At 54.7% G+C, this 18,072-nt stretch carries 15 protein-coding genes; 6 read left to right on the forward strand and 9 right to left on the reverse strand.

The window, feature by feature from the left end:
- Positions 1–101 precede the first annotated feature (101 nt).
- From cydD to HMPREF2891_RS01945, 3 genes are read left to right on the forward strand one after another with little or no spacing between them, the layout of a single operon-like run.
- Complete coding sequence (gene cydD, locus HMPREF2891_RS01935) at positions 102–1,814, forward strand: thiol reductant ABC exporter subunit CydD (protein WP_261666827.1); 1,713 nt, start codon at positions 102–104, stop codon at positions 1,812–1,814.
- The gene (gene cydC / locus HMPREF2891_RS01940) at positions 1,811–3,589 is read left to right on the forward strand and encodes a thiol reductant ABC exporter subunit CydC (protein ID WP_070619897.1); all 1,779 of its coding nucleotides are present in this window, start codon (positions 1,811–1,813) and stop codon (positions 3,587–3,589) included. The genes cydD and cydC overlap by 4 nt, the downstream gene beginning before the upstream one ends.
- Before the next feature lie 11 nt (positions 3,590–3,600).
- Positions 3,601–5,250: a sensor histidine kinase gene (locus tag HMPREF2891_RS01945; RefSeq protein ID WP_070619894.1), complete on the forward strand. Its 1,650-nt coding sequence runs from the start codon at positions 3,601–3,603 to the stop codon at positions 5,248–5,250.
- A gap of 37 nt (positions 5,251–5,287) precedes the next feature.
- Here HMPREF2891_RS01945 and HMPREF2891_RS01950 read toward each other — a convergent pair whose 3' ends face one another.
- From HMPREF2891_RS01950 to HMPREF2891_RS01990, 9 genes are all read right to left on the reverse strand, one after another.
- Entirely contained in the window at positions 5,288–5,908 is a 621-nt protein-coding gene (locus tag HMPREF2891_RS01950; RefSeq protein ID WP_070619891.1) for a response regulator, read from the reverse strand.
- A gap of 83 nt (positions 5,909–5,991) precedes the next feature.
- Positions 5,992–6,900 carry a bifunctional DNA-formamidopyrimidine glycosylase/DNA-(apurinic or apyrimidinic site) lyase gene (gene mutM / locus HMPREF2891_RS01955; protein ID WP_070619888.1) on the reverse strand — a complete coding sequence of 303 codons (909 nt, stop codon included), beginning with the start codon at positions 6,898–6,900 and terminating at the stop codon, positions 5,992–5,994.
- 12 nt (positions 6,901–6,912) lie between these two features.
- Positions 6,913–7,647, reverse strand: a complete 735-nt coding sequence (rnc, locus tag HMPREF2891_RS01960; RefSeq protein WP_070619885.1) for a ribonuclease III — start codon at positions 7,645–7,647, stop codon at positions 6,913–6,915.
- On the reverse strand, positions 7,644–8,207 hold the full coding sequence (locus HMPREF2891_RS01965) for a YceD family protein (RefSeq protein WP_083309399.1): 564 nt from the start codon (positions 8,205–8,207) through the stop codon (positions 7,644–7,646). Before HMPREF2891_RS01965 ends, rnc begins: the two co-directional genes overlap by 4 nt.
- 73 nt (positions 8,208–8,280) lie before the next feature.
- Positions 8,281–8,985: a hypothetical protein gene (locus HMPREF2891_RS01970; RefSeq protein WP_070663716.1), complete on the reverse strand. Its 705-nt coding sequence runs from the start codon at positions 8,983–8,985 to the stop codon at positions 8,281–8,283.
- A gap of 12 nt (positions 8,986–8,997) precedes the next feature.
- Positions 8,998–9,474: a pantetheine-phosphate adenylyltransferase gene (gene coaD / locus HMPREF2891_RS01975; RefSeq protein ID WP_070619880.1), complete on the reverse strand. Its 477-nt coding sequence runs from the start codon at positions 9,472–9,474 to the stop codon at positions 8,998–9,000.
- Complete coding sequence (gene rsmD / locus HMPREF2891_RS01980) at positions 9,471–10,034, reverse strand: 16S rRNA (guanine(966)-N(2))-methyltransferase RsmD (RefSeq protein ID WP_070619877.1); 564 nt, start codon at positions 10,032–10,034, stop codon at positions 9,471–9,473. The genes coaD and rsmD overlap by 4 nt, the downstream gene beginning before the upstream one ends.
- A 19-nt stretch (positions 10,035–10,053) precedes the next feature.
- Positions 10,054–12,162 (reverse strand): ATP-dependent DNA helicase RecG, encoded by a 2,109-nt coding sequence (locus HMPREF2891_RS01985; RefSeq protein ID WP_070619874.1) that lies wholly within the window; start codon positions 12,160–12,162, stop codon positions 10,054–10,056.
- A complete protein-coding gene (locus tag HMPREF2891_RS01990) occupies positions 12,159–13,748 on the reverse strand; it encodes a hypothetical protein (RefSeq protein ID WP_070619871.1) in 1,590 nt (529 codons plus the stop codon). The genes HMPREF2891_RS01985 and HMPREF2891_RS01990 overlap by 4 nt, the downstream gene beginning before the upstream one ends.
- Positions 13,749–13,970: 222 nt before the next feature.
- On the opposite strand from HMPREF2891_RS01990, the gene rpmB reads away from it, so the two are divergent.
- The 3 genes from rpmB (at position 13,971) to HMPREF2891_RS02000 (ending at position 17,993) form a co-directional block, all read left to right on the forward strand.
- Entirely contained in the window at positions 13,971–14,162 is a 192-nt protein-coding gene (rpmB, locus tag HMPREF2891_RS09340; protein WP_072341093.1) for a 50S ribosomal protein L28, read from the forward strand.
- A gap of 232 nt (positions 14,163–14,394) precedes the next feature.
- Positions 14,395–15,921 (forward strand): peptide MFS transporter, encoded by a 1,527-nt coding sequence (locus HMPREF2891_RS01995; protein ID WP_083311191.1) that lies wholly within the window; start codon positions 14,395–14,397, stop codon positions 15,919–15,921.
- A gap of 14 nt (positions 15,922–15,935) precedes the next feature.
- On the forward strand, positions 15,936–17,993 hold the full coding sequence (locus tag HMPREF2891_RS02000; RefSeq protein ID WP_070663717.1) for a CocE/NonD family hydrolase: 2,058 nt from the start codon (positions 15,936–15,938) through the stop codon (positions 17,991–17,993).
- Positions 17,994–18,072: the final 79 nt, after the last annotated feature.

Below are 18,072 nucleotides of genomic sequence, written 5' to 3' on the forward strand. Positions count from 1 at the left end.
CAATGCACGGTCAGCCCCGCATCTCTAATATAAGATGTGTATTCCACTTGAATCCGTATGAAAGTGCAGGACGGGTAAGCGTGAAACCCCTGGATAAACGATTGCTGACATACGCGGCAGCGGCCAAGAAATACATCATCTTCATTACTATTTTTGGCACGCTCACGGCAGTCCTCGTACTTGCACAGGCAATTTCAATATCCTCGGCCATCTCCCCCGTTATTTCCGAAGGCAAAACCCTTACGGACGTCTTCCCGTGGGTGATTACGTTGCTGGTAATCGTGACCGTGCGAGCCGGCCTGGTCTATCTTCTAAACTCACGTGCACACCGCGCAGCAAATGACGCCATTATTGAACTTCGCGAGCAGGTGCTTGACCACGTCACCAAGCTCGGCCCCCGCTGGCTAGCCCGCAAAGGCACCGACACAATCACGCTCATAACCCGCGGCCTAGATGACCTAGGACCATACTTCGTGTCCTATCTACCGCAACTACTCATGACTATGACGGTAACTCCCGTGGCTCTAGCCGTCATGCTTTACTACGACTTCCTCTCCGCCCTCATCGCAGTACTCACCATCCCTCTTATCCCTATCTTCATGATCTTGGTCGGCAAACTCACCCAGGAGTATTCCGACCAGAAACTGAAGACCATGGAGCGGCTTGGGTCCCAGCTTCTTGACCTCATCGCCGGCCTCGCCACCCTAAAAGCCCTCGGTCGCGAGAAAGCGCCTAACAAACACGTGCATCAGCTGGGACAAACCCACGCGAAAACCTCCATGCAAACCCTTCGCGTTGCATTCCTCTCTGGCGCAATCTTGGAGTTCATCGCCACCCTGTCCGTCGCACTTGTTGCCGTTGAGGTTGGCATGCGCCTGGTTTACGGCAACATTTCTCTATACGCCGGATTGATCGTAATTATGCTTGCCCCCGAGGTGTACCTGCCCCTGCGCGAAGTTGGCAAGCAGTTCCATAACTCGGCAGACGGTGTAGCCGCGGCAAACGCCGCCTTCGAGATTCTCGAAGAGCCCGTTCAAGCGGAGGGTAGCACCGAGGCACCAAACCTTGCCCAGGACCTCGTTCAGATTGAAGATCTCCACGTCGCCGCACGCGGCGCATGGGCTCCCGCCGGACTTAAAGCATCCATCCAAAGAGGGAAGATCACTGCCCTCGTAGGCCCGTCAGGCGCCGGCAAAACTACGACCGTTATGGTTCTTCTAGGGTTGCTCAAACCAACTCGCGGACGCGTGTTAGTGGGCGGAATTGACCTAGCCGAAATCGATCCGTCTTCCTGGTGGCGGCAACACACGTGGGTTCCCCAAGCACCCGCCATACTGCCGGGAACTATCCGAGAAAACATATCCTTCGGTCTTGACGTCTCACAAGACAAACTTGAAGAAGCAGCGCGCGCAACCGGTTTTCTTGAAGTCGTGGAAAAACTCCCGGCCAAATGGGACACCCCGATTGGTCAAGGAGGCATCGGACTATCGGTTGGGCAACGCCAGCGCCTTGCCCTAACTCGCGCCCTTCTGGAACAAACTCCCTGGGTAATACTCGACGAGCCAACCGCGCACCTGGACGCCCTCACCGAATCACAGGTCATCGACACAATGATTCGCCTTCGCGACATGGGACGAACCGTTATCGTCATCGCGCACCGCAAAGCCGTAGTTGATGCAGCCGACTCCATCGTCCAAATCGAATCAGGCCCCGCCACCGAACAGGAGATTCTGGACTACCCACAGCTTGCGGAAAAGACTATTGAACAGTTCTTCCTTACCGAACAGCCCCGACTGTTGGAGGAAACCCGATGAGACTCTTCATTACCAAGCCAGAACGCGCCGCACTCAAGCGACTCATGCCCATGCTGCAGGTAAACAAGGCGCAATTTGCCCTCGCTGTACTACTCGGCGCACTCGGACTTGGCGCCACCATCGGCCTGGGAGCCACATCTGCGTGGCTCATCGCTCGCGCTTCACAAATGCCACCCGTCCTCTTCCTCACCGTGGCCACCGTCGGCGTACGCTTCTTTGGCGTATCCAAGGCAGTTTTGCGCTACGTACAACGCCTCGCATCACATACCGTTGCAATCTATGGCATCGCAGATCTTCGCGAAAATGTCTACCGCACGCTCTCCACGCGCAAAACCGATGCCATCACCAAACTGAAACGAGGTGACCTCTTAGAGCGCACCGGAGCCGACGTGGACGCCTTGGGCGACCTGCTTGTAAAATCGGTACTCCCCGCTTGGATCGCGGCAGTAGCAGGCATCGGTACCGTGATAGGCATTGCGTTCCTGTCACTTCCCGTAGCGCTAGTGTTAGCCGTCTGCCTACTCCTATCAGGTGTAGTTGGTCCCCTCCTCACCGCCCGGTCCGCCAGAATCGCGCAGCTTGCCGAAGAAAAGGCCCGAACCGAATTAGCCAGTGAGGCCCTGACCCTCACCGACCACTACGCTGAACTTGCCGTATCCGGAAAAATGCAAGGCGTTCGCGACGCCATTCGCAAAACCCAAAACGACCTTACCTTGGCCAAAGATCAGGCCGCGCGTCCCGCAGCATTCGCTGCCGCCATCGACGCAATAGCCATGGGCCTTGCCGTGGCCGGAGCAATAGCGCTTGGCATCCCAGAAGTGCACGCCGGCCTCGTCTCCGCCGTTGCGCTTGCCGTGCTTGTACTCACGCCGCTATCGTCCTTTGAAGGAACCGCCGAACTTGGCCCTGCAGCCGTTCAACTTATCCGCTCCGCACGCGCGGCTACCCGCATCGACGAAATCCTCAACACCGACGAGATGCCAAGACGAGTGGACATTCCGAAAGCAAAAGGCCCAGTGTTGAAGGCGGAAAATCTCTCCGTAGGATGGCCGGGCGGTCCGATTGTTGCAACCGACATAAACCTCGAGCTAAAACCCGGCTCTCACCTGGCACTCGTAGGCCCGTCGGGCATTGGGAAATCCACTATTTTATTCACTCTGGCCGGCATGCTTGAACCAAAGGCTGGACGCGTAACCTTAAATGGCGTGGACATCTACGGTGCCGACCGCGCAGAAGTGGGTAAGCGAGTCTCCCTAACCGCTGAGGACGCACACATCTTCGCAACCTCAGTACTGGAAAACCTGCGCGTAGCTAACCCCTCGTTGACCGAAGATGACGTGATCGCGCTCCTAGACCGCTCGGGCCTACACGAATGGAGGACCAATCTACCAGAAGGACTGGAAACCATCCTCGGCTCTGGCGGCACCACCGTTTCTGGAGGTGAAAGGCGACGCCTGCTACTTGCGCGGGCCCTTGCCGCACCAGCTCCTCTCCTGCTTATTGATGAGCCGGGCGAACACGTTGACAACCGGACTGCCGACAGACTCATCCGCGACCTTTTGACCGTAGATGGGGAAAGCCAAGACCTGGGCGTTTTAGTAGTGACACACCGTCTAACTCCTCTAGATCACGCCCAGCAGGCAATGGTTATCTCCGCAAATGAAGGAGAGCCAGCGACCATAACCGCACGTGGCACGCATGCCGAGCTCGTCGCGGGCAACAACGCTTACCGCTGGGCGCTTACACGCGAAGGCAGTCTGGAAATCTCCAACTAGAGGAAGTCGCTATGTTTGATCTTTTCCAAGCGGATTCCCCCGGGGCGATGGTGAGCGCAAACTCATCCCTTAAAGCCGACCCCGAGCTCAAAGCCACACTCGAAGCACTCGTCCACGAAGTATGCGACCTCACGCAATCTCCCCAGGGACTGTTCGTTATCCAAGACGTGTGGGGAGCTCCCTCGCTTCTCATTTCAAATAACGACCGGTTCGAGAACATGGACGTCCCCGCAAAAACGTTTTTGCGACTCATAGCCGCGAACATTCATCCGAACTCCCCCGTTGTTCTCAATGAGATCAGCCCGCAAGTTCTCCAGGCCGGTATCACTTTTGACATTAAGAGGGCCGTTGGAGTACCCGTACTACAGCGCGGGCAACTGCTTGGCCGCCTCGTGGTTTTCGACAAATCTGATCCTTACAGCGAATACGACCTGCGCATCGCCACTCACTTTGCGAAAATGATCAGCCTTGAAGTAGAAGTTTCTGAACTTTCCAGGCGCGTAAGTCAAGACGAGCAGTGGATAGAAACCAGCCAAGGAGTAACCCAAGCTCTCTTCGATGCAACAGATGATGAGGGGCTAGAGCCCGTAGTTAGCGCTATCAAAAATGGGTTGCAGGTGGACACCGTTTTGGTGATCCTCCCATCTGTGGCGGGCACTTGGGCGTGCGAATTTGCCAGTGGACATATGGCCGAAGAGCTGCTGGGCGCCGTCTTCCCAGAAGGAGGGCGCGCCCTCTTTGTGATCTCGGAGAAGGCGGGCATGATCGTTGAGTCGTTCGATTCTGCTCTCAACGTTAAGCTCGCTCCCCTGCGACACTTCGGCCCCGCCCTATACGCGCCCCTCATGAACCGCAATGAAGCAGTTGGCGTGCTCGTGCTACTTCGCAAAAAAGGCGCCATGCCCTTCGATATGCCCGACCTTCGTTTTGCTGAAAGCGTCTCACTGCAAGCGGCATTCGGCCTAGAAATATTCGAGGCGCGACACATCATCGAAATGACCGCGCTTGCTAACGAGCGTGAACGCATCAGCGCTGACCTGCATGACTTCGCTATTCAGGAGCTTTTTGCCGCCGGCATTCAAATAACTGCCGCTAAGAACGAACTTGAGAAAATCAATGCGCCAGATGACGCCAAACAATACCTAGATGGAGCCCTCGACGCCATCGACAACTCCGTTGTACAGGTTCGGTCAATCGTGCAAAACCTCAAGGATGATGTTGAAGGAACAAACGTCTTTGAGCGAATCTGCCAGGTGACTTCGGCGGCAAGAAGATCGCTCGGCTTCGCCCCCTCTTGCCTTCTGAATATCGACGGCCGCGCGGTAACTGACGTGCAAGATCCAGTCGTAGAACAGGCCCTATCCCTATTCGGCGATGAGCTAGCCAGCGATATTACCGCCTTCGTTCGCGAAGGCCTCTCCAACGTCGCCAGACACGCGCAAGCAGATGTAGTGACCGTTAATATCGACCTAAAAACTCAAGGTGAACCGCAGATCGATATTGAAATCGAGGACGACGGGATTGGGATCGATCCGAATAGGACCCGCAACTCGGGGCTCGCTAATCTAGACAAGCGCGTGAAAAAACACGGCGGCACAATGAGCATCGATAAACGCACCGACAAGGGCACCACCCTAAAATGCGAACTACCGATCGCGTAACGCTGCTGCTCGACTTCGAAGCGGACAGAGCTTAGAGCTACGACTGACCCCGCCACGGAGCTGACTGCTGCCCCGCGGCCCATGCCATAACTTGAGTGCGCCTCTTCAGTCCCATCTTAGAAAGAAGTGACGTGATGTGGTTCTTCACCGTCTTTTCAGAGATTCCTAGTGTCTCAGCGATCTCAGCATTAGACATGCCCTTTGAGATGAGTCCCACGATTCGTCGCTCCGCGGGCGTCAAAGCGGCCATCACATCATCCTGGTCGCCTGCCCGACGGGTGATTGTCTTCTCGTCCAGCAACACCTTGCCATCATGTACAAGACGGATAACGCGGCTTATTTCCGCGCCGTGGACAGTCTTAAGAATGAATGCCTTGGCTCCGGCCTTACAAGACTCCGCAAGCGCGTCATCGTCATCAAAAGAAGTAAGAACTATACATTTCGTATCGGGAAGCGATTTACGCACGTGATTCATGATGTCTATACCCGTGCCATCAGGTAGCTGCAAATCGACCAACATCACATCGGGAGTGGTCAAGTCTGCCCGGGTTATGGCGTCGTGTACACTGCCGGCTTCCGCAACTACCTCAAATCCTTCGGTACGGCCGACGAGTTCTATAATGCCGTAGCGGACAATCTCATGGTCATCCACAACCATTACGCGAATATTTGAGTCAGTACTGGAATTCTTTATAGCCACGGAATAATTATATGCGAAGCTATATAGTTTCTCAGCACCGGTTATCCTTTGGACACCCCTCGCTTACGCCGGCCAGAGCGAGGCTGGCACACGGGGCAATAATGATGTGAACGGCCACTAATACTGACCCTAGCGATAGGCGTACCGCAGTTAATACAAGCCTGCCCAGCGCGTCCATAAACCGCTAAATAGCGGGCGAAATAACCCGGCTCGCCAACCGTATTCACATACAGTTCATCGAAAGAGGTGCCTCCAGCTTTAATCGACCTGCGCATAACAGCCCGGGCCGCTTCTAAAATCTGATGAACCTCGTAGACACGGACGTTCTTACCCATTCGCTGGCCGTGCACGCCAGCTAGAAACAGAGCCTCGTCCGCATAAATATTACCTATGCCAGACACTATCTCTTGATGCAAAAGCAGGTTTTTAACCGCGCTTCTTGACGCGCGTATCTTTTGCACTACCTGGTCAGGATCAAACACCGGATCTAGCGGATCACGCGCAATGTGCGCCGCGGACTGCGGAATCGCATCCAAAGTGGCGCCTTGACCAGCGACAGCTCCGTCCAAAGTAGGAACGCAATCACACACCTCAATTCGCCCGAAGGTGCGCTGATCTACAAACGAAAGCACCTGGCCATTGCTCAAAACGATTCTGGCATGCTCATGGCGAAAACGTGGAAGGTCACCATCACTCAGCCGAAGCTGCCCGGACATGCCCAGGTGAAACACGAGGCCACGGCCACTATCTAACTCCGCCCACAAAAATTTGCCTCGGCGCGCCAGAGCCTCCACTCGTCTGCCTCGGATAGCGTCTTCCAGCGCCGCGGGCCCGCCCGGCTGGTTACGTGCCGTACGCTCACCCCAAACGGTTACGCCCGTAGCCGTCTGCCCCACGATATGGGGAGCTAAACCCATGCGGATAGTCTCTACCTCGGGAAGTTCAGGCATTGTTCACTCCAGCTATTCTGCGCTTTTCGGGTCGTCCTCACGCAAGTGGAAATAAGCTGCCTTTGCGGCGCTCGAGTTCGCGGTTTTCTTCGACGTGCCTTCCCCCTCGCCCATCACAACGCCGCCAATCGAAACGGTCGCGCTGAAAATACGCGCATGATCTGGGCCACGGCTCGTCGTTTCATACATTGGCTCGCCAAGGCCCGCCTGCGCCGTGTACTCCTGGAGCGTGGTCTTGTAATCAGACGAACGCCCAAGCTCAACCGCATCCTCCAAGAAGGGACGCAAATGTTCCTCAACAACCCTTCGCGTGGGCTCTAGGCCATGCGAAATGTAGGTCGCTCCAATTAAAGCCTCGACCGTGTCACAAAGAATGGAATCACGATCACGCCCACCCGTTAAGTTCTCGCCCTTTCCAAGCAAAATATAATCTCCCAGGCCGATGCTTCGCCCCACTTTAGCGAGCGTCACCTGCGAAACTATAGCGCCCCTCATCCGCGACAACTGGGCCTCAGTGCACGTGGGGAACTTAATGAAAAGATGCTCCGTCACGATGATCGACAAAACCGAGTCACCAAGAAACTCCAGCCGCTCATTGTGCGGCAAATCGCCCTGCTCATACGCAAACGAACGATGCGTCAAAGCAAGTATTAAAAGTTCAGGATCCAGCTGAATTCGCCAGCGTCCCAAGAGATCTAGAGGATCACCTGCCGGCCCACTGGCGTCTCGTGATTGTTGTTTACTCACTTTTCATCTTGCTCGAGCAACGCCGCAAGCTTGGCGAAACGCGGATCAATCACCTCGTGCATGTGGTCGCTCGGCAAATCCTCCCACTTCTTGCCACACACATCGCAAAGTCCCTTGCAGTCAGGCTTGCACAAAGGCTGGAACGGGAAGCTCGTCACAATCGCATCCCTAAAAATCGGCTCAAGCGCGATCTCGTCACCGTCCAAAACCTCGAGGTCTTCAACTCCCTCTTCACCATGTTCCTCTCGCATACGCGCGATAGCTTCAGCAGTGAAGAACATTTGCGATACTTCCGTAATTTCCACGCCCTCAATCGGCTCGAGGCAACGCACGCACTCCGAACGCACCTGCGAATCAGCGCGCCCTTCAAACAGCACACCTTCAACGAGGGAACGAAGCGTAATATCCACGCTCACAACAGAGCCTGGAACCACCTCCATCACAACCGTGCCAAGGTCCTGGGGCGCCACCAGATCAAGGTGAAAGCTACGCTCCTGATTCGGCTCCGCGGGGAGCGTGCGAATATCCAAGATCGCGCCATTAAACTGGCGATCAGCCATCGCTAATCCCTCCAAGAAAAGTATCTACAAATAGCTAGTGCGCCCCTCGCACAGGGCTACGCAGGAAAACATTTTAACGCCCGGCGCGACGGGCCTCTTGACGAGACTCGATTGCATCCTGGCCGGCATGAGTCTGGTGTGCAATACGATCAATCGCGATTGCGAGCGTCTCCAACGAATCCGCGCAATACTGATCGGCGTCCTCAGCAAGCTCCATGGCCTTTTGATGTGCCGAGCTAACGATTTCCTCAGCGCGCTCGCGAGCCTGAACCGAGATGTTCTCCTGCGCGATCAACCCCTCGGCCTCCGCGTGCGCCTGCTCAACTATCTGCTGGGCCTGCTCCTTGGCATTTGTAACCAGGCGCTCAGCCTCTGCCGCGGCACGCTCACGAACGGCCTCGGCGTCCTCACGCGAACGCTGCGCCAAATCATCAGCCTTTTTGCGGGCGTCCTCAACAATGCCGTCAGCCCTGGCATTTGCCTCATTAATAGTGGATTCGGCGGCCGAATCCGCGCGCCCCATTACCGCATCCGCATCTGCAACCACCGCATCCGCCGCAACCAAATCATCGGGCAGTGCCTGACGGGCCTGCTCCAGCAAGTCAAGCACCTCAGCCTTGTTAACGAGCACTGAAGCACTCATAGGCAATGCGCGCGCAATCTCAACTAGATCCTCAATCTGGTCAAGAGCAACGATCACCGTGGAAGGGCCGTACACGTCATCAATAGGCTCCCCCGCCTGCGCGCCCTGCAGATCATCCGAGTAAATATCGCTCATGATTTGGCCCCCTTAGCCACGAATCTTAATATCCAATGTTTCTTTCACGCCTGCACTAACCATAGACGAAACATCACCACCGTTAGCCGCAACTTCCTTAACAATCGTAGAAGAAATGTGAGCAAGCGCCGGGTTGGTAGCAAGCAGAATAGTCTCAATATCGCCTAGCTCGCGGTTAATCGTAGCCTGGGGAAGCTCAAATCCCGCATCAACCGCGGAGCGAAGCCCCTTCACGATCACGTTCGCGTCATTTTCAACGCACCACTTGGCCAACAGTCCGTCAAGAGCTTTAACTTGCACACCGGGCATCCCCGCCGTGCTTTGTTTAGCAAGCTCCACGCGTTCCTCGATTGAAAACCAGTACTTTTTAGACAGGTTGTCTCCCACTCCAACGATTACTTCGTCAAAGAGCTTCACGCACCTTTTAACAATGTCGAGGTGACCGTTTGTGAACGGGTCAAAGGAGCCTGGAAATACTGCGCGTATCATGCCTCCACGCTACCGGTTTGCCGCGAAAAAGTTAGGAACCACACCATGGTTTCGCCCCATTTCTTACTCGACTCACGCTGGTACGAAGATGGCCACTGCGGTTCGGGGGTGCGGGCTGACAGTTCGACTACTACAAGAGCGTCTTCCTCTAAGAATTTCTCTATATGTTCAAGCACGTTGCGTAGCAGGCCCATATCAATATCGTAAGGAGGGTCTAGGAATGCCAGGCTAAAAGAGTGAATGCTCTCAAACTTCGCTGCGTCAGCTCGAACCACCCGCACATTGGGGAAACCGTTTTTGCTCACGTTGGAGCGCAAAACCTTTAGGGCACCCGTCGAGTTATCTACCAACGTGGCGCTGGCTGCTCCTCGCGAAAGCGCCTCAAACCCCAGTGCACCCGAACCGGCAAAGAGGTCCAGCACTCTGGCTCCGCGAACCTCTCCCCAACTCTCTAAACGCGAGAATAGAGCCTCTCTTACCCGCTCAGACGTTGGTCGCGTACCGGCTGCAGGCACCTCCAGCCTGCGCCCGCCAAACGTTCCTGAAACAATCCGTGTCATACGTAAAGCCTACGCGATATCATGATCGTTCCATCCACTGGACTGCCTGGTCCATCCGGTTCGCCGCCTGCAGTAGCTGCGGGTAGGTGCTTAGGGACATGTCTTCTTCCAACAGCGTTTCCGCGTACTTGCGAGCGGCTTCAATAATCGCCCCGTCGCGCGTGACACGCAAGGCCTTCAACGAAGTGCGCGCGCCCGACTGGCTCTCGCCCAGCACGTTACCTTCCCTACGCAGCCTCAAATCTGTCTCCGCTAACGCGAACCCATCCGTAGTGGAAGCAAACGCCTCCAAACGCTTCATCGACTCTGGGGCAAGTCCCGTTCGGTGGTGGGCCATGCAGATCGCCTGCTGACCACCGCGACCAACTCGTCCTCGCAACTGGTGCAACTGAGATAGACCAAACTGTTGCGCATCCAAAATAACCATCATTGAGGCGGCAGAAATATCTACACCTACCTCGATAACCGTTGTTGTTACCAAGATAGGGGTGGTTCCATCATCAAACCGATCGATTGCCTCAGCCTTCTCTTCTACGCTCATGCGCCCGTGCAGCAACCCAACCTCAATACCCCCTAACTGCGGAAGGTTGGCCAGCATCTCGCGGCTATCCATCACGTTGGCCAACTGCGAATCATCACCATCGGCCGAATCTATTCGAGGAGCCACCACAAACACGCGGCCGCCGGCCACAACTTCTTCTTTGGCTCTCTCCCACATACGCTTGTTCCAAGCGTCATTCGCCGCATCAACGAGGAAGGTTTGAACCTCTTTGCGGCCCTTCGGTAGCTCGCGAATAGTGATCGCATCTAGATCCCCAAAAACCGTCATTGCGATTGTGCGCGGAATAGGCGTAGCCGTCATGGTTAGCATGTGTGGAGCTATTTGACCACCTTCGCGAAGTCGATCGCGTTGAGCAACCCCGAAGCGATGCTGCTCATCCACCACCACAAGCCCCAGATTAGAAAACTGGAGCGAATCCTGAATCAGCGCGTGCGTGCCAACGAAAACCGCCGGCTGGCCCGAAGATGCGAGTACAGATACATCACCACGATGTTTGGACTTAGACGAACCCGTAAGGAGCTCCACCGGGACGGGCAGCATTCTTGAAAGCGACACCGCGTGTTGAGCTGCAAGCACCTCCGTGGGAGCCAGTAAGGCTGCCTGATACCCCGCGTCCACGGTAGCCGTCATCGCAAGGCCAGCTACCACCGTCTTACCCGCACCGACATCGGCCTGCAGTAACTTTTGCATGGGATGCTCACCCGCCATATCTGACAGGATTTGTCCCAAGACCTCTTCCTGGCCGGCTGTCAAGGTGAACGGTAGCGCAGCCTTTGCAGTAGCAAATGCTTCCCCCGCTTCTATGCGAGGCGCCGTAGCATCTTTACTGCGGGCACGACGGCGAAGCAACGCCGTTTGCAAAGTGAGGGCTTCGGCCCATCTAACGGTTAGTTTGGCACGCGCAATTTCCTCATCAGATTGTGGATCATGTAACTGCCTCAGCGCCTCAACGTACGTCATGAGGTCGCGATCTTCGCGCAGTTTTGGCGGAATCGGATCGAGGACATCACCGGGCTTCAACATCGCCGCAATAATCTTCGCGGACTTGGATGTCAGCCAGCTTGGACACTTCGAGTTAGCCGAGTAAATCGGGATCGGACGATCCACGCGATCCTTCGCATCACCCTGCTCAAACCGCTCAAAATCAGGATGGGTCAACTGCAGGCGACCGCGATAGGAAGATACCTTTCCCGCAAATAAATGCGACGACCCGGGAGTAAGCATCCTCTCATGCACCGACAGCGCGCCCGGATGGCGGGCAAAAAAAGTTGCGTTGATACTCTTGTAGCCGTCCGTAAGTTCAACTGATAGACGCACTCCCCCATTGCGGTTGCGCACCATCTGCGCAGACTCCACCTGCGCGAGCAACGTCACGTCCTCTCCCTCATGAATCGCTGCGAGAGGAGTTAGCTTGCCCCAATGCCCGTAGCGCCGCGGGAAGAACATGAGCAAATCTGACGCCGTTTCCAGCCCTAGGGAGGCAATCTTCTTAGCCGTGCGCGGCCCGAGCAGACGATCCAACGGCGAATCAAGTAACTGCGGCTTGCTAGGAACGGAAGCACTCATCGATTTACCAACACCACCTGGGTGCGATTATCACGCGCATACTCCACGTACTGCGTAGCGCCGCGATCATCTAGCGCCATCTCAATAGAATGTCGAAGAAGCATGTCCGGTTCAGGCGCGATCATCACAACTCGTTCCAGCCCGTAACCAACCAATTGCTTAAGAGAGAATGACACCGTTTGTGGGTCCACTTCCTCTAGGACCGCAACGCGTGCCTTCGCAGCCCTCGCTGCTGACTCGAGCAGATCGCGAGTGATCTTGGCCGTTCGATCCCCCACCTGCGGCATGAATATGGGCGCTGCCTTCCCCGCAAGTACGCTTACCGCCACGTCCGAATAAGGCGGCGTATCACTCACCACAAAAACTTCGGCAGATTTTAGAGCAAGCCTTTTCGCGCGCATCGCAACCTCAGCGGCGTCCTCATCACCTGCCACCACAAGGCTTACCCGGGAGGGAGCTGACAGCATGAGCTCAGAAATCAAAACCGCGTCCTGACGAATCGGATTCAAAATCACGTGCGCTCCAGTAGAGGCAACCTCCTCCAAGAAATGCTCATTACGCAACAGAGCAATTACGAGCACAGTTTCGGGGCGCTGCCACGTGGGGCGAGAAAGATACAAAACGCCCGACTCTTCTTCTTGCACGGCCAGTTCGTCATATCCAATCAACTCCCCATAGCGGGCATCCTTAACTACGATATGGCGCGTCCACCCAACCTTGGGTAAAACCGCGGCGGGGTCGGATGTGTCAATGTGGAAACGCCACGTACCCATTCCAAGCTGATCCACGCTACCCTGCATCGAATACCGATAGCCCCGCTCATCCAGACTCGCCCGGAACTCCGCAAGGTCCTCCGCCATGCAATCTACGTGAAAATCAACGGAGAACTGCGCCCCCTCATGCGGAGCCTCGCTCCGTTTTGAGATCTTCGCCGACTGCGCGAGCGAACGCATCATGTCACGCGCTACCTCAAGTGGAGCAAGAGAGTTCTCGTAGACCGAATGCAGCGCCGAAATCATCACAGCGAACACGCACGCACCCGGGTTTATCCACCCGCTAGTAGCCTCTATTAGCGCATCCTGGACCACCATCGATGCGCGGCCAACCATCATGTGCGCCGCGTCAATCGGATCCGGCGTATCCAACGCCACCGCTCGTGCCGCCGTAGCCATCTCCATTAGCTCTGCGGCAGGCGTTGAAAAAGCATCCTCCAGCGCGTTTGGAAGAGACGCGAGGAATGCGCGCATATCAATCGGTCTTACCTCGTTTGCCGAGGTAGCCGATGACAATGCCGCAATAATGCTCGTTATCAGTATGCCCACATGGCCCGCGGATCCCGCCCGTGCATACACCGTTAGTGCCTGTAAGAACGTGGACGCCGAATCTACCTCTTCGCCAGAGCGTTGCATTAACCGTTTTACCGCGGCGAACGAACGAGCCGCGTTAGCTCCCGTATCAAAATCTGACCCGCCCAGAGCATTCAAGTCATCCAAGAATGGGGCGAGGGCATCAAGCGCCTCGCCGCAACGGTCGATAAACTGAACAATGTCTTCCCCGCTCAGTGCGGAACGATACTGGCTGGTCATAGACAAATGGTCTCATAAGACACGGACTAAATGAGGGAGTCTAACTGCCAGCAAAGCCCATACTGTGGTCCACTAGACACAAAAACACGCCCCGATAGTTGGCAAAGGGGCCTTCATTTCGATAGTCTAAACAGGTTGCCTGAGGTGCGCGTACCTGCGTGCCCCAGCAGTGTTCAGAAATGAACAGTTGTATGAGACTTTACTAGGAATCGGAGATAGACCGTGGCTTCTAAGTGCGACGTGTGTGGCAAGGGACCCGGCTTCGGCAAGAGCGTTTCGCACTCCCACGTGCGAACCAACCGTCGTTGGAACCCCAACATTCAGCGTGTGCGTGCAGTCGTTAATGGCACCCCTAAGCGCCTCAACGTATGCACCACCTGCATCAAGAGCGAGCGCGTTACCCGCGCTATATAACCTACCACTCTTACTGTGTTCGCCCTCGAAAGAGGGCGAATTTTTTTATACCGCCAGGCCCTGCTCATCTTGAATTCCTTAACAAGACGGCAACATCTTAGCTGTTGACGCAACGAGCTAGTTTGTTATCCTGGCGAATGATGATCCCAAGATTAGGAGGATATTTGGCACACTAATCCGTCATTTCGCGCGTGCTCCCTCGCGTATTCTCTATGGGAATTAAGGAATATTTATGTCTGACCAGAACTCTAATTCGATGGTCTCCCCTTCCACGTCTATTTCTGAAGCGCGCAAACAAGACCGAAATGTTCGCGCCGACACGTCATTTTTTGGCCATCCTCGTGGATTGGCAGCACTTTTCAATCTGGAGCTGTGGGAACGTTTCTCATATTTAGGTTTCCAAGCTATCTTGGCTCTCTACTTCGCCGACGCTATAGCCTCAGGAGGACTAGGCTACGATCAGCAAACCGCATCTTCTGTGGTAGCAGCATACGGTGCTCTAGTTTATTTGTTGGCCCTCGTCGGTGCTTGGATAGCGGACCGAGTTGTCGGTACGTATCGCTCCGTTCTATGGGGTTCCGTCCTTATTGCCAGCGGACACATTTTTATGGGAATCCCCCGAGAGTTCGCAACCTGGGTCGGTTTAGCTCTAATTATTCTCGGTACGGGCCTATTGAAGCCAAATGTCTCGACAATGGTCGGAGAGCTATACGAGCAAGGCGATAGACGGCGCGACGCAGGGTTTTCAATCTATTATTCCGGAATCAACATCGGCGCTTTCTTGGGCCCACTCGTTGCTGGCTTTCTTGGCCAAACCTACCACTGGCACCTCGGATTCGCAGCGGCCGCAGTGGGGATGATTATCGGAATATTTTTCTTTATCCGCGGACGTTCCTCGTTTGCTGGGAAGGAAAGATCACAACGAATCCAAAACTCCTTCGAATTTGATGCAAATTTTTGGAAAACCACCGCGGCTGCCACAACAGCAATTGTAATTGGCCTCGTTTTTTTCTTCGCCACCGATGCCACTTTGGGAACGCTGGTGAACCTGGTGACCGGAGTTTCTGCGTTAGTTCCTTTTGCTTTTATTATCTGGATGGGACGTTCGGATTCTGTTACCCCTACGGAAAAACGCAATCTTTTGCCTTTTTCCTTGTTGCTTATCGCCCTTGTGGCATACAACCTCACGTACTTCCAGACAGGGAACACTTTGAATTTCCTGGCCCTGGAACAAACCTCAAACACGATCGGAAGTTTTTCCTACCCATCCACCTGGTACATATCTTTAACTGCGATCGTCGAGATCATAATGGGACCTGTTCTTGCCTGGATCTGGGTAAAACTTGGCAAACGGCAGCCTCATGTGGCTTCGAAAGTCGGCATGGGTACGATGCTGGGTGGTGTCGCATTTCTAATGGTCACACTCGGTCAAACCTTAACCCCGCGTGGCGCCCTTATGTCGAGCATTTGGATGGTCTCTTGCTATGTTTTCCTCGGGCTTGGAGATTTGATCTTGCAGACCTCCGGGATGTCCGCAACCACGAAGCTCGCACCGCGCGCATTTGCCTCTCAAACTATGGCACTTTGGTTTGCCGCAATGGCGCTAGCGCAGGGTATCCAGGCACAAATCGTTAAATTCTTTACATACGAAAATGCCGCATTTTATTTCGGTATTCAAGGAATCATCATCGTGGTTTACGCAATACTACTTATGGCTCTAACACCGTGGATGCGTAAACGTATGAAGAACGTTGTCTAGGAGGCGACTCAAACATGAAATACATTGAGCAGTTCCCCTTTGAACACGAAGTGATAGAAGAGTGGATCCCCTTATCTGATGGAACAAAACTTTGGATGAAGCGTTGGATGCCACAGACCAATCATCCAGTACCTGCCATTTTGGAATATCTACCATACAGGGCCGGAGACTGGACAGCCCCACGCGATTACGAACGGCACCCTTTCTACGCCGGGCATGGCTATGCTTCGATCCGAGTCGATATTCGGGGCCACGGCAACTCCGAAGGCGTACCGGGAGACGAGTACAGCCCGCAAGAACACGCCGACGGCGTTGAAGTGATCAACTGGATCGCACAACAGGATTGGTGCACAGGCAATGTGGGAATGTTCGGCATTTCCTGGGGCGGTTTCAACTCGCTTCAGCTGGCTGCACTACACCCAGAACCGTTGAAAGCAATTGTCACCACCTGCTCAACAGACGATCGTTACGACAACGACGTGCACTACCTTGGTGGGTCGATGCTGGGTGTTGACATGCACGCATGGGCTGCCACCATGTTGGCCTTCGAGTCACGCCCCTTAGACAAACGTGTTTGGGGTGAAAAGTGGCGAGAGAAGTGGGAGTATCGACTAAACCGAATGGAGCCATACATCGACACGTGGCTGAGTCACCAAAGAAGAGACTCCTATTGGGAGCACGGCTCCGTATGCGAAGACTACTCCCAAATAAATGCTGCTGTTATGGCTGTAGGTGGTTGGTACGACCCGTATCGCGACACCGTATTGCGTCTTTGCGAACACCTTTCAGCGCTTGACAAAAATGTTAAAGGGCTACTCGGGCCTTGGTCTCACCAGTATCCCGATCGTGATCTACGTCCCGGACCACATATAGATTTTCTAAACGAGACCCTACGCTGGTGGGATCACTGGTTAAAAGAAAAGCCCAATGATGTGGTTAATGAGCCGTTGTTGCGTACTTGGATAACAGATCCGATTCCACCTCGTTCCGTCTACGATGAAATGCCCGGACGTTGGGTTGCTGAAACCAGTTGGCCGTCCCCAAACATCGTGCCAACCACTCTCAACTTCGAAAAAGGCTGTATAAACACGGTAAAAACTAATGCTGGTCATGTTCTCGTTGATTCTCCTCATGATACGGGACAAGCTGCAGGAAGGTATTTCCCCTTTGGAAATGCAGCTGATCTACCTGTAGACCAGCGAGCTGATGATGGCAGATCGGTAACGGTCGACTTCGAAGTAACTGAATCGTTCGAGATCTTGGGAAATGCGAAGTTAAAAATGCGTGTGAAAACCCCAGCTAGCAGGGGGCAACTATACGCGCGTTTGAACGACGTCTCACCCGCGGGTGAATCAACGCTGGTAACTCGTGGAGCACTGAACCTTAGCTCACGCGAAGGCCGTGACAAGGCAGTTCCAATGCCCGCGGATGAATGGGTGGACGTGGAATTCGCGATGACTGGAATTGGATATCACTTTGCGGCTGGCCACGTCCTGCGCATTGCAATCTCTAACGCGTACTGGCCGTGGATCTGGCCACAACCCGATTCGGGTGTGATAACCCTCGATCTAACCGGTTCTCATATCGAGCTACCTGTCCGGCCGATCCCCGCTGCTGGTAGCGAACGCGCGAACCTTGATGCCGCTATTCATTTCGACGAGGCAGCGCAACCCGTGCCATTGGACGTGAAATATCCGGAAGCTGGACTGGCCGGATCGCGCAGGCCAGAACGGCTTATCTGCACCGATGTAGTTGCAAAAACTACCCTACTGCAAGTGGATCCCGCATATGGCGGTACCCGCATTTACCCTGACGGGTTGCACTTTGACGAGGACTCAGTAGAACGATATTGGATACAGTGGGATGACCCCACCACGGCACGTACAGAGTCACAGTGGCGGATCAAGCTAGAACGCCCAGAACTTGACTGGCAAGCGCGGGTGGAAGCCGATACCCGTATTACTTGTGACGACGCCAATTTCTATACTGAATCAGACGTCAAATGTTACGACGGCGACGAAGAGATTTTCGCGAAAGTTTGGAAGCGTACCATTCCAAGAGAAGCTTCCTAGCCCCTACTGGACTTTAAGTTGAATAACCACCTTAGGTGGTTATTCAACTTAAAACGTGAACGTGAAAACACTGGCACTG

Source organism: Actinomyces sp. HMSC065F11, assembly GCF_001813085.1.
Lineage (GTDB): Bacteria > Actinomycetota > Actinomycetes > Actinomycetales > Actinomycetaceae > Gleimia > Gleimia europaea.